Source organism: Agromyces sp. NPDC058136 (genome assembly GCF_042884375.1).
Lineage (GTDB): Bacteria > Actinomycetota > Actinomycetes > Actinomycetales > Microbacteriaceae > Agromyces.
Window position 1 is genome coordinate 5298 of record NZ_JBHVUA010000004.1, and the last position, 15706, is coordinate 21003.

Sequence of the window (15706 nt, forward strand, 5' to 3'; positions counted from 1 at the left end):
CTGCTCGGCCATCATGCGTCCTTCCGGTTCAGCGGGTGAGCGAGAGGTGCCGACGGATTGGTGCCGTGCTCGGCCATCATGCGTCCTTCCGGTTCAGCGGGTGAGCGAGAGGTGCCGACGGATTGGTGCCGTGCTCGGCCATCATGCGTCCTTCCGGTTCAAGAGCCAGGTGAGCAGCGCCTTCTGCGCGTGCAGGCGGTTCTCCGCCTCGTCCCAGACGAGCGACTGCGGGCCGTCGATGACCGCGGCGTCGACCTCGACGCCGCGATAGGCGGGCAGGCAGTGCAAGAAGACCGCGTCGTCGGATGCCTCCGCCATGAGCGACTCCGTGACCCGGTAGTCGCCGAAGGTGGCGAGGCGCTCGGCCTTCTCGGCCTCCTGGCCCATCGACACCCAGGTGTCGGTGACGATCACGTCCGCTCCACGGGCCGCTTCGACGGCGTCGCTCGTGACGAGCACCGAGCCGCCCGTGGTCGCGGCGATGCGCTCGGCGTCGGCGAGGAGGTCGGGGCGCGGCAGGTAACCCTCGGGTGCCGCGATGCGCACGTGCATGCCCGCGGTCGCACCGCCGAGGAGGTACGAGTGCGCCATGTTGTTCGCCCCGTCGCCGAAGTACGACATGGTGAGCCCGGCGAGCTCGCCCTTCTGCTCGCGCACTGTCTGCAGGTCGGCGAGGATCTGGCACGGGTGGAAGTCGTCGGAGAGCGCGTTGACGACGGGCACCGTCGTGCCGGCCGCCATCTCCTCGAGACCCGACTGGGCGTAGGTGCGCCACACGATGGCGGCGACCATCCGCTCGAGCACGCGGGCGGTGTCGGAAACCGACTCCTTGCCGCCGAGCTGGCTCTCGTTCGAGGCGATGACGAGCGGCACGCCCCCGAGGTCGGCGATGCCGACCGAGAACGAGACGCGAGTGCGGGTGGAGGTCTTGTCGAAGATGACGGCGACGGTCTGCGGGCCCTCGAGCGGGCGCTCGGCGTAGCGGTCGGCCTTGAGCCGGGCGGCGAGGTCGAGCACCTCGGCCTGTTCGCCGGGGCTCAGGTCGTCGTCGCGGAGGAAGTGGCGGGTCATGGGATCCGTTTCGTGTCGGTGAGGATCAGTTCGGTGAGGATCGGAGGATCGGCTCGGAGGAGGTCAGGAGACGGCGGCGAGCGCCCGCGTGAAGCGTGCGACGAACTCGTCGATCTCGGCGTCGCCGATGATGAGGGGCGGCGCCATGCGGATCGTGGCGTCGTTGGCGGCGTTCACGATGAGGCCGGCCTCCATCGCCGCGGCGACGAGCTGCCCCGCGACGGGTCGCTCGAGGCCGATGCCGATGAGGAGCCCGCGGCCGCGCACCCCCGCGATGAGCGGGGAGTCGAGCCCGAGGATGCGCTCGCGCAGCTGCGCGCCGCGCAACGCCGCGTTCTCGACGAGCCCGGCCTGCTCGATCTCGCCGAGCACGGCGTTCGCCACCGCGGTCGCCAGCGGGTTGCCGCCGAACGTCGAACCGTGCTGGCCCTTCGTGTAGAGCGAGGAGGCCCGGCCGAAGGTCACGAGACCGCCGATGGGGAACCCGCCGCCGATGCCCTTGGCGACCGTGATCGCGTCGGGCGTGATACCCGCGTGCTGGAACCCGAACCACGTTCCGGTGCGGCCGGCGCCCGTCTGGATCTCGTCGACGATGAGCAGCGCCCCGTGCCGATGCGTCAGTTCGCGTGCGGCCGCGAGGAACCCCTCGGGCAGCTCGACGACGCCCGCCTCACCCTGGATGGGTTCGACGATGAGCGCCGCCACCGCGTCGTCGATCGATGCCTCGAGCGCGTCGATCGTCGCCGGGATGTGCTCGACCCCGCCGGGCAGCGGCTCGAAGGGATCGCGCATGTGCGGCTTGCCGGTGAGGGCGAGCGAACCCATCGTGCGGCCGTGGAAGCCGTCGACGAGCGCGAGCACCCGGGTGCGCGCGCCGCCCGAGTTGTTGAGCCGCGCGAGCTTGAACGCGGCCTCGTTCGCCTCGGCGCCCGAGTTGCCGAACCAGGCACGGCCCTCGTCGCCCGCGCCGGCCAGGCGCGTGATGCGCTCGGCGAGTTCGAGCGCCGGCTCCGTCGTGAAGTAGTTCGACACGTGCGCGAGCGTCGCCGCCTGCCGCGACACCGCATCGACGAACACGGGATGCGCATGGCCGAGCGCGTTCACCGCGATGCCGGCGAGGAAGTCGAGGTACGGCGTGCCCGCGTCATCCCACACCCACACGCCCTCGCCGCGCTCGAGCTTCGCGAGGGGCATCCCGATCGAACGCATGATGCGGCTGTCGAACCGCTGCTGCCACTCGTTCACGCGTCGCCTCCTGCGTTCGCGGGGACGACCTCGGTGCCGATGCCCGACTGGGTGAAGACCTCGAGCAGGATCGAGTGCGGGACGCGCCCGTCGATGATCGCCGCTTTCGCGACGCCGCCGGCCACGGCGTCGAGGCAGGCGCGCATCTTCGGGATCATGCCCGACTCGAGCGACGGCAGCAGCGCGAGCAGCTCGGGAACCTCGATGACCGAGACCAGCGAGTCGCGATTCGGCCAGTCGCGGTAGAGGCCCGCGACATCGGTGAGGATGACGAGTTTCGCCGCACCGAGTGCGACCGCGAGCGCCGCGGCCGCCGAGTCGGCGTTCACGTTCAGCGACTGCCCGGGCGCGTCGCCGTCGGGCGCGATCGAGGAGACGACCGGGATGCGCCCCGCGTCGAGCTGCGCCTGCACCGCCTCGGGGTCGACCGCGACGACATCGCCGACGAGCCCGAGGTCGACCTCGACACCGTCGACGACGGCACCACGGCGACGACCCGTGAACAGGCCCGCGTCCTCGCCCGAGAGCCCCGCGGCGATCGGCCCGTGCTCGTTGATGAGCGACACCAGCTCGCGGTTCACCTGCCCCGAGAGCACCATGCGCACGACGTCCATCGCCTCGGGGGTCGTCACCCGGTAGCCGCCGCGGAACTCGCTCTCGATGCCGAGCCGCTCGAGCATCGAGGAGATCTGCGGCCCGCCGCCGTGCACGACGACCGGCTTGATGCCGGCGTAGCGGAGGTACACCATGTCCTCGGCGAACGCCCGCTGGAGCTCGGGACTCACCATGGCGTTGCCGCCGAACTTCACGACGATCGTCTCGCCGTGGAAGCGCTTCAGCCACGGCAGCGACTCGATGAGCACGCCCGCCTTCTGCGCGGCGTGGTCGGCGGCGCCGGTGGCATCCGCCTCGTTCTCGACTTCGTTCTCGCTCATGCTCAACTCGCGTAGGCGCTGTTCTCGTGCACGTAGTCGTGCGTGAGATCGTTCGTCAGAATGGTCGCGGATGCCTCGCCCGCGTGCAGTTCGATGAGCACGTGCGTCGACCGCGGCGTGAGATCGACCTCGTCGCGCGGGCGGTCGGGGCGGCCTGCGTGGCAGACCCGGACGCCGTTCATCGTCACGTCGACGAGGTACGGGTCGAAGGGCGCCTGCGTCGTGCCGATCGCGGCGAGCACCCGACCCCAGTTCGGGTCGTTGCCGAAGATCGCGGCCTTGAACAGGTTGTTGCGGGCGACCGAACGACCCACCTCGACCGCGTCGTCCTCGGTGACGGCGCCGACGACCTCGATCGCGATGTCGTGGCTCGCCCCCTCGGCGTCGGCCTGCAGCTGCGCCGCGAGGTCGAGGCAGGCGGCCGTGAGCGCCTCGGTGAATGCGGCCTGATCGGGCGCGAAGCCCGAGGCGCCGCTCGCGAGCAGCGTCACCTGGTCGTTCGTCGACATGCAGCCGTCGGAGTCGAGTCGGTCGAAGCTCACCCGCGTCGCCTGCCGCAGGGCCGCGTCGAGGGCGGATGCCTCGAGCTCGGCGTCGGTCGTGAGCACGACGAGCATCGTGGCGAGGCCCGGAGCGAGCATGCCCGCACCCTTCGCCATGCCGCCGATCCGCCAGCCGGCGCCCTCAACGACGACGGTCTTCGGCTTCGTGTCGGTCGTCATGATCGCGCGGGCCGCATCGGAACCTGCCTGCGCGTCGTCCGCGAGCCGGTTCGCGGCGCTCAGCACGCCCTCCTCCAGCACCTCGCCGTCGAGCTGGTCGCCGATGAGGCCCGTCGAGCAGACGAGCACGTCGCCCGCCGACACCCCGAGCGCCGAGGCCGCCGCCTCCGCGGTGCGGTGCGTGACCTGGAAGCCCTCGGGCCCGGTGAAGCAGTTCGCCCCGCCCGAGTTCAGCACGATCGCCGAGACGATGCCGTCCTTGGCGACCTCTTTCGACCAGATGATCGGGTTCGCCTGCGCACGGTTCGAGGTGAACACCACCGCCGCCTGCTGCGAGGGGCCGCGGTTCACGACGACCGCGAGGTCGAGGGCGCCGCTGCGCTTGATGCCGGCGGCGATGCCCGCCGCTTCGAATCCGGCGGGGGCGGTGACGGTCACGGGGCGACTCCGTTCACGGGAAGGCCGGTCGACTCGGTGAGCCCGAGCGCGAGGTTCGCCGACTGGATGGCGGCACCCGCGGTGCCCTTGACGAGGTTGTCGACCGCGGTGACGACGACGACGCGACCCGCGCGCTCGTCGACCGCGAGGCCCATGAGCGCGGTGTTCGCACCGAGCACGTCGGCCGTGCGCGGGAACTGCCCCTCGGGCAGCAGCTGCACGAAGCGCTCCCCCGCGTAGGCGTCCTCCCATGCGGCGCGAACGTCGGCGGCGGAGGTGCCGGGCATGATGCGCGCCGTCGAGGTCGCGAGGATCCCCCGCGACATCGGCACGATCACCGGCGTGAACGAGATGGTCGGGTTCGCGGCGCCCGCCCAGCGGAGCGCCTGCTGGATCTCGGGGATGTGACGGTGCACGCCGCCCACCGAGTACGGGTTCGCGGAGCCGAGGATCTCGGAGCCGAGCAGGTGCGCCTTGAGGCTCTTGCCCGCGCCCGACGGTCCGACGGCGAGCACCGACACGAGATCGCCGTCCTCGATGACCCCCGCCCGGATACCCGGTGCGAGCGAGAGCGCGACCGTCGAGGCGTTGCACCCGGGGGCCGCGATGCGACGCGACTTCGTCAGGCGGTCGCGCTGCGTGCCGCTGAGCCGCGGCAGCTCGGGCACGCCGTACGCCCACGCCGGGTGGAAGTCGCCGCCGTAGAAGGCGGCCCAGTCGGCCTTGCTCTCGAGCCGGTGATCGGCACCGCAGTCGATGACGAGGGTGTCGGGCGAGAGCTCGGCCGCGATCGCGCCCGAGGCGCCGTGCGGCAGGGCGAGGAAGACGACATCGTGGCCCGCGAGGGTCTCGGCGCTCGTCTCTTGAAGGGTGAGATGCGTGTAGGTGCGCAAGTGCGGCTGCACCGCGACGAGCGGCTGGCCGGCGTTCGAGTGCGCCGTCACGGTGCGCACCTCGAGCTCGGGATGATCGGCGAGCAACCGCAGGATCTCTCCTCCGGCATAGCCGGACGCGCCGGAAACGGCGACGGAGTACGTCATGGAATCCACCTTAGGGTCTGTCTGGTCGGGGCGATGTTCCGGCGACGCCCCGCGACAGGCCGCTACGCCTGCGAAGGGGTCGCCGAGATTCGGCGGCCGCCACGGCGTCGGCTGCGCACGACCGAGACACGCGAGACGCGTGCGGCGGCGACGAACCGGGTGATGGACATGGCTCGACCCTATCCGCGGGGAGAGTCGAGGTGCAAACCGAGCGCACCCGGTGCGTCGGAATGCGACGACGGCGCCGCGCGGATGCGCGGCGCCGTCGTCGGCGGTCGTCTCGATCGGGTCGCAGTGGGGCGACGCGCTCAGTCGCGGATCGCCGCGCCCGTGCGCTCGCCCGCGAGGGCGGCGCCCGCGAGCTTCGCCTCGCTCGCCTCGGCCGCCGTCAGCGTGCGGTCGGCCGCGCGGAAGCGCAGCGCGAACGTGAGGCTCTTGGCCCCCTCGGGCACGCCCTGGCCGCGGTAGTCGTCGACGAGTCCGACGTGTTCGAGCAGCTCGCCGGCCCCCCCGCGCACCGCCGCCGCGACCTCGGCCGCCGGGACACCGGCGTCGACGAGGAGCGACAGGTCCTGCGTGGCCGCCGGGAACGTGCCGATCGTGTGCGCCTCGACCGCAGGGTCGGCCGCCGCGATGACGGCGTCGAGGTCGAGCTCGGCGACCGCGACGACGCGCGGCAGGTCGAGCTCCTCGGCGAGCGCCGGCAGCAGTTCGCCGGCGAAGCCGACGACGCGGCCGCCGACCCGCAGTTCGGCGGTACGGCCGGGGTGCATCGCCTGGTGCGAGCCCTGCACGATCTCGAGCTCGGCGCCCGTCGCGAGGGCGACCCGGCGAGCCGCGTCGAGCGCGTCGACGAGGCCGTACGCCTCGGCCTGCTGACCGGGCTGCTTCGCGATGCGCTCGCCCACGAGCAGCACGCCGAGGTGGCGCGGCTGCGGCGGGATGCCGGCGTCGAGCGCCGCGAGCGTCTCGTCGCTCGGCTTCGCGGAGCCCGCGGGCAGCTCGGCCGAACCGTACGCACGGCCCAGCTCGGGCAGGAAGACGAGCCCGAGCTCGAACAGGTCGACGTCGACGAGCCCCCGCGAACGGTTGCGCTTCGCCGCGGCGATGAGGCCGGGCAACAGCGAACGGCGCAGGTACGGCGTCGACTGGTCGAGGGCGTTCGCGAGGCGAACGGATGCCACGGGCGCGCCGTCGGCGCTGCCGAAGAGCGCGTTCTCCTGCTCGGTCGCGAACGGGAACGACAGCACCTCGGTCGAACCGGCACCGGCGAGCACATCGGCCGTCTGGCGACGGAGCCGCTGCGAACGGGTGAGCCCGCGCCCAGGAGGGGCCACGGGAAGCACCGACGGGATGCGGTGGTAGCCGACGAGACGGGCGACCTCTTCGGCCAACTCTTCACGGCCGGTGAGGTCGGGACGCCACGCGGGCGGCACGACCGAGAAGCCGCCCTCGACCCGGGTCAGCGCGCCGCCGATCTCGGCGAGCGCGTCGTGCACCTCGTCGTTCGAGTACTCGACGCCGATGAGCTGCGACACGAAGCCGTCGGGAAGCACGATCGCGGCACGATCGGGCGTCGTCTGGATGAGCGAACCGCCGGCGTCCGCCGCGCCGCCCGCCAGGTCGACCATGAGCTGGGCGACGCGCGCGACGGCGACCGCACCGATGGTCGGGTCGATGCCGCGCTCGTAGCGCTTCGCCGCCTCGCTCGGCAGCTTGTGACGGCGGGCCGTGCGCGCAATGGACACCGGGTCCCAGTGCGCGGCCTCGATGAGCACGTTCTGCGTCGCGTCGCCCATCTCGGTCTCGGCGCCGCCCATGACGCCCGCGAGCCCGATCGGCCCGCGGTCGTCGGTGACGACGATGTCTTCGGCGTGGAGCGTGCGCTCCTTGCCGTCGAGCGTCGTGAAGCGCTCGCCCTGCTCGGCACGGCGCACGACGATGCCGCCGCGGAGCGTGTCGAGGTCGTAGCCGTGGATCGGCTGTCCGAGCTCGAGCATGACGTAGTTCGTGATGTCGACGAGCACCGAGATCGACCGGATCCCGGCGAGCTTCAGCCGCGCGATCATCCACGCGGGCGTCGGCTTCGACGCGTCGACGCCGCGCACGATGCGGGTCGCGAACGCGTTCGACGCGAGCTTGCCGCGCAGCGGCGCCCGGTCGTCGATCACGACCGGGAAGCCCTCCGCCGTGGCATCCGTCGCGGGCGTCGCCTCGACCGGGTCGCGGAAGACCGCCCCGGTGGCGTGCGCGTACTCGCGCGCCACACCGCGGATCGAGAACGCGTACCCGCGGTCGGGCGTGACGTTGATCTCGATCGCGGCGTCGTCGAGGCCGAGGAGCGTGATCGCGTCGCTGCCGACGGGCGCGTCGAGCCCGAGCGTCGACAGGCGCAGGATGCCGTCGTGCTCGTCGCCGAGGCCGAGCTCGCGCGCCGAGGCGATCATGCCGTCGGACACGTGTCCGTACGTCTTGCGCGCGGCGATCGGGAACGGCCCGGGCAGCACCGCACCCGGAAGCGTCACCACGACCTTGTCGCCGACGAAGAAGTTGCGGGCGCCGCAGACGACGCCGTGCACGGCGTCGCCGCCGTCGGCCGCCTGCTCGCCGTCGGGGGCGACGCGAACCTGGCACCAGCGGATCGTCTTGCCGTTCGACTGCGGCTCCTCGACGAACTCGAGGACCTCGCCGACGACGATCGGGCCCTGCAGCTCGAACGTGTGCACGTCTTCCTCTTCGAGGCCGACCTTGACGAGGGCGGCGTGCACGTCTTCGGGCGTCGTGCCCGGCACAAGCTCGACGTACTCGGCGAGCCAACTCAGGGGTACTCGCATGGATCAGACCACCATTCCGAACTGCTGGGAGAAACGAACGTCCCCCTCGACCATCTCGCGCATGTCCTGCACGTCGTTGCGGAGCATGAGGCCGCGCTCGACCCCCATGCCGAAGGCGAAGCCCGTGTACACCTCGGGGTCGATGCCCGCCGCACGCAGCACGTTCGGGTGCATCATGCCGCAACCGCCCCACTCGATCCAGCGGGCGCCGCCCTTGAAGGTCGGGTGCCAGAAGTCGAGCTCGGCGCTCGGCTCAGTGAACGGGAAGAAGCTCGGGCGCAGGCGGATCTTCGCCTCGTCGCCGAAGATCGCCTTCACGAAGTGGTCGAGCGTGCCCTTGAGGTGGGCCATCGTGAGGCCCTTGTCGACGGCGACGCCCTCGAACTGCATGAAGACGGGCAGGTGGGTCGCGTCGAACTCGTCGGTGCGGTACACGCGGCCCGGCGCGAGCACGTAGAGCGGCAGCTCGCGGTCGAGCATCGAACGCACCTGCACGGGGCTCGTGTGCGTGCGCATCACGAGGTGCGCCTCGGGCGGGTCGACGAAGAAGGTGTCCTGCATGGCGCGCGCCGGGTGGTCGGCGTCGAAGTTCAGCGCGTCGAAGTTGAACCACTCGCTCTCGACCTCGGGGCCTTCGGCGATCTCCCAGCCCATGCCGGTGAAGACGTCGCACACGCGGTCCTGCAGCAGCGCGAGCGGATGCCTCGCACCCGAGGTGATCCGCGAGGGCAGCGCCGTGACGTCGACGGTCTCGGCGGCGAGCTGCGCGGCCGCCTCGGCCTCGACGATCTCGGCCTCGCGAGCGGCGAACGCCTGGTTCACGCGGCCGCGCGCACCGCCGACGAGCTTGCCGAGTGCGGCCTTCTGCTCGTTCGGCACGTTGCGGAGTTCGGCGTTCAGGAGCGCGAGCGCCGACTTCTCGCCGGTGTGCTCGCTGCGAACGGTCTTGAGGGCGGCGGAGTCGTCGGCCGACGCGATCGCCGCAAGGGCTGCATCGACCGCGGACGCGACCGCGGATTCGGTGATTTCGAGGGGCTCGGACACGAAGACCGAGTCTAGTCGTGATGACTATCGCGGCGTGTTGTCCTCCGACTGCCGCGCAGCAGCTGATGCCTGCGCCATGAGCATCGCCTGGCCCGGGTTCTCAGGGTCGAGCTTCTTGCCGCTCGACTTCGAGGCCGTGCGCCGCGAGAGCCAGCGGGCGAACCACGACAGCGAGAGGTTCATGATGAGGTAGAGCGCCAGCGTGACGATGAACAGCGAGAACAGGTAGCGGTTGCCGTAGAAGCTCGCGAGGTTGTTGAGCGTCACCCGCATCAGCTCGACGTAGCCGACGATGTAGCCGAGCGACGTGTCTTTGAGGAGCACGACGAGCTGCGCGACGATGATCGGCAGCATCTGCCGGAACGCCTGCGGGAACTCGACGAGCATCTTCGACTGCAGCGGTCGCATGCCGAGGCTGAGACCCGCCTCGCGCTGGCCGCGCGGCAGCGCCGCGAGCCCCGCGCGCAGCGCCTCGCCGATGAGCGCCCCGTTGTAGAGCGTCAGCGCGACGACGACCGCCCAGAATGCGTCGACGCTGAACACGAGCAGGATGAACAGCATCATGAGCAGCAGGGGCATGCCGCGGAAGAACTCGAGCACGACCGCCGTCGGAACCCGGATCCATCGGGCCTCCGAACTGCGCAGCAGCGAGAACACCATGCCGAGGGCGATCGCGAACACCGACGCCGTGAGCGCCGCACGCAGGGTGCCCCAGACGCCCTCGAAGATGATGAAGCTCCACACCTCGGGATCGGCGAAGATGTTCCACCGGCTCGGGTCGAAGAAGCCCGGCAGCGTGATGCCGCCGCTCTCGCGCGGCGCCGCGAGCGTCATGACGATCCAGGTCAGGCCGGCGAGGATCACCACGCCCGTGACGATCGAGGAGATCAGGGAGAGTCGCCGGGCCCGGGGGCCGGGGGCGTCGAAGAGGACGCTCGAGCCGCTCATCGCTGCACCACCCACTTCCGTTCGAGTTGGGCGGCGATCAGGCCGAGTGGGATGGTGATGACCAGGTACAGCGTGGCCGCCGCGAGCAGGATCGCGATGACGGCGTTGCCGTTCGCGTTCGCGAGCTCGCGGGTCGCGGCGAAGAGTTCGAAGACGAAGAAGCCGCCGGCGACCGAGGTGTTCTTCGTGAGGGCGATGAAGACGTTGATGAGCGGCGGGATGGTCATGCGGAACGCCTGCGGCAGCACGATGAGGCTCACCGTCTGCCCGAAGCCGAGCCCGACGCTGCGGGCGGCCTCGGCCTGCCCGACCGGCACGCCGTTGATGCCCGAGCGCAGCGCCTCGGCGACGAACGGCGAGGTGTACACCGAGAGGCCGATCATGGCCGCCGTCACGTAGTCGAGCCTGGAGCCCAGGTACGGCAGGATGATCGCGCAGAAGAACAGGACGAGCGTGAGCGGGGTGTTGCGCACCAGCTCGGTGTAGACGGTCGCGAAGGTGCGCAGGGATGCCACGGGCGAGATGCGCATCGCGGCGATGAGCGTGCCGATCACGAGCGCCGAGACGCCGCTCACCCCGAGCAGCAGCAGGGTCATGCTGAACCCGCGCCAGTAGGTCGGCAGGTTCTCGATGACGGCGTCCATGCGCCTCCTTCAGGCTCGTGGGCCCGAGATTCCCGGGCCTGGGTCGCGGCCCGGGTGCTCGTGCACCCGGGCCGCGAACGGATCAGTAGCGGTCGACCGCGGGCGGGTCCACGTACGGCAGCACGGTTCCGGCGGTGGAGTTCCACGCCTCCTCGTAGCGCCCGTCCTCGTAGGCCTTCTCCAGCACGTCGTTGATCCACATGCGGAAGTCGGTGTCATCGAGCTTCAGGCCGATGCCGTAGGGCTCCTCGGTGAACGGCTCGCCGACGACCTTGAACTCGCCCTCGTTCTGGGCGGCGAGGCCCGCGAGGATGACGTTGTCGGTCGACACCGCGACGACCTGACCGCTGCGCAGCGGCTCGAGGCAGTTGGTGTAGGTGTCGGTCTCGATGACCTCGGCGCCGAGCTCCTTGAGGTTGGCGGCGGGGGTCGAACCGGTCACCGAGCACACGGGCTGCCCGACGAGGTCGTCTTCGTTCTTGATGTCGTCGTTGTCGGCGAGCACGAGGATCGACTGGCCGGCCATGTAGTACGGCCCGGCGAAGGAGACGACCTCTTTGCGCTTGTCGTTGATCGTGTACGTCGCGACGACGATGTCGACCTGTCCGTTCTCGATGAACGGCTCGCGGTTGGCCGAGACCGACTCGACCCACTCGATCTTGTCTTCGGCGATGCCGAGCTCGGAGGCGATGATCTTCGCGATCTCGACGTCGAAGCCCTCGGGATCGCCCGACGGACCCTTGAGGCCGAAGAGCGGCTGGTCGAACTTCGTGCCGACGGTGATGGTGCCCGCCTCGGCGAGGGCGGCCATCGTCGTGCCCGCCTCGAACGTCGGTGCCGGCTCCGCCGACTCGGAGGATGCCGTGTCGCCGCCGCCGCTCGAACAGCCGGCCAGCGCGAGCGCGGTCGCCGCGGCGGCCGCGAGGAGTGCGATGCTCTTGCGTTTCATGTCCATTGCCTCTTCTCCTGTGGTGGTCCTCGCGACTCGTGGTCGCGGAGGTCTAGTGCTCGAGGATCTTCGAGAGGAAGTCCTTCGCCCGGTCGGACTTCGGGTTGTCGAAGAACTCCGCGGGCGCCGCCTCCTCGACGATCCGGCCGTCGGCCATGAAGAGCACCCGGTCGGCCGCCTTGCGGGCGAAGCCCATCTCGTGCGTGACGACGATCATCGTCATGCCGTCCTTCGCGAGCCCGACCATGACGTCGAGCACCTCGTTGATCATCTCGGGGTCGAGCGCGCTCGTCGGCTCGTCCATCAGGATGACCTTCGGGTTCATCGCGAGCGACCGCGCGATCGCGACGCGCTGCTGCTGACCGCCCGAGAGCTGCGCCGGCATCTTCTTCGCCTGGTTCGCGACGCCGACCCGGTCGAGGAGCTCCATCGCCTTCGCCTCGGCGTCCTTGCGCGACATCCGCTTGACCCTGATGGGTGCCAGCGTGACGTTCTCGAGGACCGTCTTGTGCGCGAAGAGATTGAACGACTGGAACACCATGCCGACGTCGGCGCGCAGCTTCGCGAGCGCGGCACCCTCTTCGGGCAGCTTGACGCCGTCGATCGAGATCGATCCCGAGTCGATCGTCTCGAGGCGGTTGATCGCACGGCAGAGCGTCGACTTGCCCGAGCCCGACGGGCCGATGACGACGACGACCTCGCCGCGGTTCACGACCGTGTTGATGTCGTTGAGCACGTGCAGCTCGCCGTAGTGCTTGTCGACGTGGTCGACGACGACGAGCGGCTCGCCTCGGCGAACGCTGATGTTCGAGGTCGGAGGGGCGGGCTGGGTGGGCTCCATATCCCCAAAACTAGGGACGTTTCGCACCCGGCCGCCACTGTTCGGCCCTGCGGTTACCGATTCGTGACCAGGCGGTCGCGCTCGGCCCGGCCGCCTGCCCGCCGGCTCGTCGGTCAGCTGCGCTGCGCGAAGGCGCTCTCGTAGAGGCACACCGACGCCGCGGTGGCGAGGTTCATCGATTCGGCCTTGCCGTAGATCGGCACGATGACGACGCGGTCGACGAGCGCGAGGTGCTCGTCGAGCAGCCCCCGGGCCTCGTTGCCGAACAGCCACGCCGTGGGGTTCGCGAGCACGCCCTCGTTGCGGGCGGTCAGCAGGTCCTCGCCCTTGACGTCGGCCGCGAGCACCGTGAGGCCGGCTGCGCGGGCCCGGGTGAGCACGTCGTCGAGATCGGCGCCGACCGCGACCGGCAGGTGGAAGATCGACCCCGTCGAGGAGCGCACCACCTTGGGGTTGTACAGGTCGACGGCGCGACCCGTGAGGATCACCGCGTCGGCGCCGGCCGCATCGGCCGCGCGCACGATCGTGCCGAGGTTGCCCGGGTCGCGCACCTCCTCGAGGATCGCGATGAGCTTCGGCTCGGCGGCGAAGACGTCTTTCACAGCCGTCGGGAACTGGCGGCACACGGCCACGAAGCCCTGCGGGGTGACCGTGTCGGCCATCGCCGCGAGCACCTCTTCGGTGACGTACTCGACGTCGACCGCGGCCCGCACCGCGTTCTCGGCGATGTCGGTGTAGCGGTCGAGCGCCGTCGGCGTGGCGTAGAGCTCGACGACCAGTTCGGGCCGGAACTCGAGCGCCTCGGCGACCGCCTGCGGCCCCTCGAGCAGGAACAGGCCGCTCTCGGATCGGGCCGCCTTCTTCGCGAGCTTGGCGACGGCACGGACACGCGGCGAGCGGGGGTTCTCGAGCATGGACCCAGTCTATTCAGCGGGATGCCCCGGTCGAGACATCCTCGACATCGCGAGCCGTCGCCCCCGCACGACGTGGGCATGCGAAACGGCCCGCCACCCACAGGGGTGACGGGCCGTTCGACGAGACGTCGACGCTTACGCGGCGGTCTTCGGCGCCGAGGTGTCGGCGGGGAGGGCCTTCTTGGCCGACTCGACGAGCGCGGCGAAGGTGGCCGGCTCGTTGACCGCGAGCTCCGCGAGGATGCGGCGGTCGACCTCGATGCCCGCAAGGCCGAGGCCCTGGATCAGGCGGTTGTAGGTGAGGCCGTTCTGACGCGAGGCCGCGTTGATCCGCTGGATCCAGAGACGACGGAAGTCGCCCTTCTTCTTGCGGCGGTCGTTGTACGAGTAGACGAGGGAGTGGGTGACCTGCTCCTTCGCCTTGCGGTACAGGCGCGAACGCTGACCGCGGTAGCCCTCGGCGCGCTCGAGGATGACGCGACGCTTCTTGTGCGCATTGACTGCGCGCTTGACTCTAGCCATGACTCTGTTTCTTCCTTAACGGGTCTCGCGGCTCAGTGGCCGAGAAGCTTCTTGATGTTCTTCGCGTCGGCGGGCGAAACGACCTGGTCCTGGTTGAGGCGCATCTTGCGCTTCGAAGCCTTGACCTCGAGGTTGTGGCGCATCCCGGCCTGCTGCTTCTTGACCTTGCCGGTGCCGGTCAACTTGAAGCGCTTCTTGGACCCGGAGTGGGTCTTCTGCTTCGGCATCTCGTGTTTCTCCTTGGTTCTGCCGCCACGCGGGTGACGGACGCGGGTGTTGGCTAAGCCTCGCTCGGCTCGGCCGTCTGCTCTTCGGCGTCGCCGTCGGCATCCGCCGACGGTCGCGCCTTCGCCGCAGCACGCTGTGCATTCGCCTCGGCCTTGGCCTCGGACTTGTTCTTCAGGGGCGCGATGACCATGACCATGTTGCGGCCGTCGATCGTGGGGTTGTGCTCGACGGTGCCGAACTCCACCACGTCCTCCGCGAAGCGCTGCAGGAGGCGGACACCCATCTCGGGGCGCGACTGCTCGCGCCCGCGGAAGAGGATCATCGCCTTGACCTTGTCGCCGGCCTTCAGGAAGCCGATGGCGCGCTTCATCTTGGTCTCGTAGTCGTGCTTGTCGATCTTGAGGCGGAACCGGACCTCTTTGAGGATGGTGTTCGCCTGGTTGCGCCGGGCCTCTTTCGCCTTCTGCGCAGCCTCGTACTTGTACTTGCCGTAGTCCATGATCTTGGCGACCGGCGGCTTCGAGTTCGGTGCGACCTCGACGAGGTCGAGGTCGGCCTCCTGCGCGAGCCGCAGGGCCACCTCGATCTTCACGACGCCGACCTGCTCTCCGCCGGGGCCCACGAGGCGGACCTCGGGAACGCGGATGCGGTCATTGGTACGGGGATCGCTGATGCGTGTACTCCTCTACTCAAGCTTTCTGTGCGCCGAAGGAGGAGATTTCACGTATGTGGCGCGGAATCTCACCGCGGCTCATACGGCACCCTGTCTACTTCTCCGCTGCGGTTCTGGAAGAACCACGGCGAGGAAGCGGAGTGCAATCGACCCGGTAACCTTGATGAAGCGGTATGCGCGGGTGGGAGAATCTCCACTTTCGTACCGGGGAGAAGCCCCGGAGCCCGAAGTAGTCTAGCAGAGGAAGTCCGTGTCACATAGTTCGCCCGCCAACCCGGGTCACGACGAGTCCACCCACCGCTACGAGGAGGCCGTCAACGAGTCCGTCGACGGCGCCCTGCGCGACATCGCCGAGGTGCCCGCCGTCGAGATCATCACGACCGCCGCCGTGCACCTCATGAGCGCCGCCGCCGTGAAGCTCGGACTCGCCGACAACCCCGAGGAGCAGCTCGACCTCGACGAGGCGCGCAAGCTCATCAACGCCCTCGCCGGCCTCATCACGGCGGGCGCCCCCGAGATCAGCGACATGCACGCCCGCTCGCTCCGCGACGGCCTCCGCTCGCTGCAGCTCGCGTTCCGCGAAGCCTCGACCATCCCCGACCCGATCGGGCAGGGCCCGGGCGAGAAGTGGACCGGGCCGGTCAGCTGACCCCGCCCG

At 70.1% G+C, this 15706-nt stretch carries 16 protein-coding genes; 1 reads left to right on the forward strand and 15 read right to left on the reverse strand.

Annotated elements, in window-relative coordinates; all coding sequences use genetic code 11:
• Window positions 1-141: 141 nt before the first annotated feature.
• The 15 genes from argF to infC all read right to left on the reverse strand — a co-directional run bounded on the left by argF (window position 142) and on the right by infC (window position 15048).
• Window positions 142-1071, reverse strand: a complete 930-nt coding sequence (gene argF, locus ACFVTX_RS12195; RefSeq protein ID WP_386900432.1) for an ornithine carbamoyltransferase — start codon at window positions 1069-1071, stop codon at window positions 142-144.
• Between the two features lie 63 nt (window positions 1072-1134).
• Window positions 1135-2280 (reverse strand): acetylornithine transaminase, encoded by a 1146-nt coding sequence (locus tag ACFVTX_RS12200; protein ID WP_386901134.1) that lies wholly within the window; start codon window positions 2278-2280, stop codon window positions 1135-1137.
• Between the two features lie 32 nt (window positions 2281-2312).
• A complete protein-coding gene (argB, locus tag ACFVTX_RS12205; protein WP_386900434.1) occupies window positions 2313-3251 on the reverse strand; it encodes an acetylglutamate kinase in 939 nt (312 codons plus the stop codon).
• 2 nt (window positions 3252-3253) lie between these two features.
• Window positions 3254-4411, reverse strand: a complete 1158-nt coding sequence (gene argJ, locus ACFVTX_RS12210) for a bifunctional glutamate N-acetyltransferase/amino-acid acetyltransferase ArgJ (RefSeq protein WP_386900436.1) — start codon at window positions 4409-4411, stop codon at window positions 3254-3256.
• Window positions 4408-5451, reverse strand: a complete 1044-nt coding sequence (argC, locus tag ACFVTX_RS12215; RefSeq protein WP_386900438.1) for an N-acetyl-gamma-glutamyl-phosphate reductase — start codon at window positions 5449-5451, stop codon at window positions 4408-4410. The genes argJ and argC overlap by 4 nt, the downstream gene beginning before the upstream one ends.
• A gap of 308 nt (window positions 5452-5759) precedes the next feature.
• A complete protein-coding gene (pheT, locus tag ACFVTX_RS12220; protein ID WP_386900440.1) occupies window positions 5760-8285 on the reverse strand; it encodes a phenylalanine--tRNA ligase subunit beta in 2526 nt (841 codons plus the stop codon).
• Window positions 8286-8288: 3 nt separating this feature from the next.
• Window positions 8289-9329: a phenylalanine--tRNA ligase subunit alpha gene (gene pheS, locus ACFVTX_RS12225; RefSeq protein WP_386900442.1), complete on the reverse strand. Its 1041-nt coding sequence runs from the start codon at window positions 9327-9329 to the stop codon at window positions 8289-8291.
• Window positions 9330-9353: 24 nt separating this feature from the next.
• Complete coding sequence (locus ACFVTX_RS12230; RefSeq protein WP_386900444.1) at window positions 9354-10277, reverse strand: amino acid ABC transporter permease; 924 nt, start codon at window positions 10275-10277, stop codon at window positions 9354-9356.
• Entirely contained in the window at window positions 10274-10921 is a 648-nt protein-coding gene (locus ACFVTX_RS12235; RefSeq protein ID WP_386900446.1) for an amino acid ABC transporter permease, read from the reverse strand. Before ACFVTX_RS12235 ends, ACFVTX_RS12230 begins: the two co-directional genes overlap by 4 nt.
• Before the next feature lie 82 nt (window positions 10922-11003).
• Window positions 11004-11870 carry a glutamate ABC transporter substrate-binding protein gene (locus tag ACFVTX_RS12240; protein ID WP_386900448.1) on the reverse strand — a complete coding sequence of 289 codons (867 nt, stop codon included), beginning with the start codon at window positions 11868-11870 and terminating at the stop codon, window positions 11004-11006.
• Between the two features lie 52 nt (window positions 11871-11922).
• Window positions 11923-12711, reverse strand: coding sequence for an amino acid ABC transporter ATP-binding protein (locus tag ACFVTX_RS12245; protein ID WP_386900450.1), 789 nt, complete (start codon window positions 12709-12711; stop codon window positions 11923-11925).
• A gap of 113 nt (window positions 12712-12824) precedes the next feature.
• Window positions 12825-13625, reverse strand: coding sequence for a TrmH family RNA methyltransferase (locus tag ACFVTX_RS12250; protein ID WP_386900452.1), 801 nt, complete (start codon window positions 13623-13625; stop codon window positions 12825-12827).
• 135 nt (window positions 13626-13760) lie between these two features.
• On the reverse strand, window positions 13761-14147 hold the full coding sequence (gene rplT, locus ACFVTX_RS12255) for a 50S ribosomal protein L20 (protein WP_157422736.1): 387 nt from the start codon (window positions 14145-14147) through the stop codon (window positions 13761-13763).
• Window positions 14148-14179: 32 nt separating this feature from the next.
• Entirely contained in the window at window positions 14180-14374 is a 195-nt protein-coding gene (gene rpmI, locus ACFVTX_RS12260; protein ID WP_386900455.1) for a 50S ribosomal protein L35, read from the reverse strand.
• A gap of 53 nt (window positions 14375-14427) precedes the next feature.
• Window positions 14428-15048, reverse strand: coding sequence for a translation initiation factor IF-3 (infC, locus tag ACFVTX_RS12265; RefSeq protein WP_386901136.1), 621 nt, complete (start codon window positions 15046-15048; stop codon window positions 14428-14430).
• A gap of 337 nt (window positions 15049-15385) precedes the next feature.
• Here infC and ACFVTX_RS12270 point away from each other — a divergent pair, with 337 nt between their 5' ends.
• Window positions 15386-15697: a DUF1844 domain-containing protein gene (locus ACFVTX_RS12270; RefSeq protein WP_386901138.1), complete on the forward strand. Its 312-nt coding sequence runs from the start codon at window positions 15386-15388 to the stop codon at window positions 15695-15697.
• The last annotated feature ends 9 nt before the right edge of the window (window positions 15698-15706 follow it).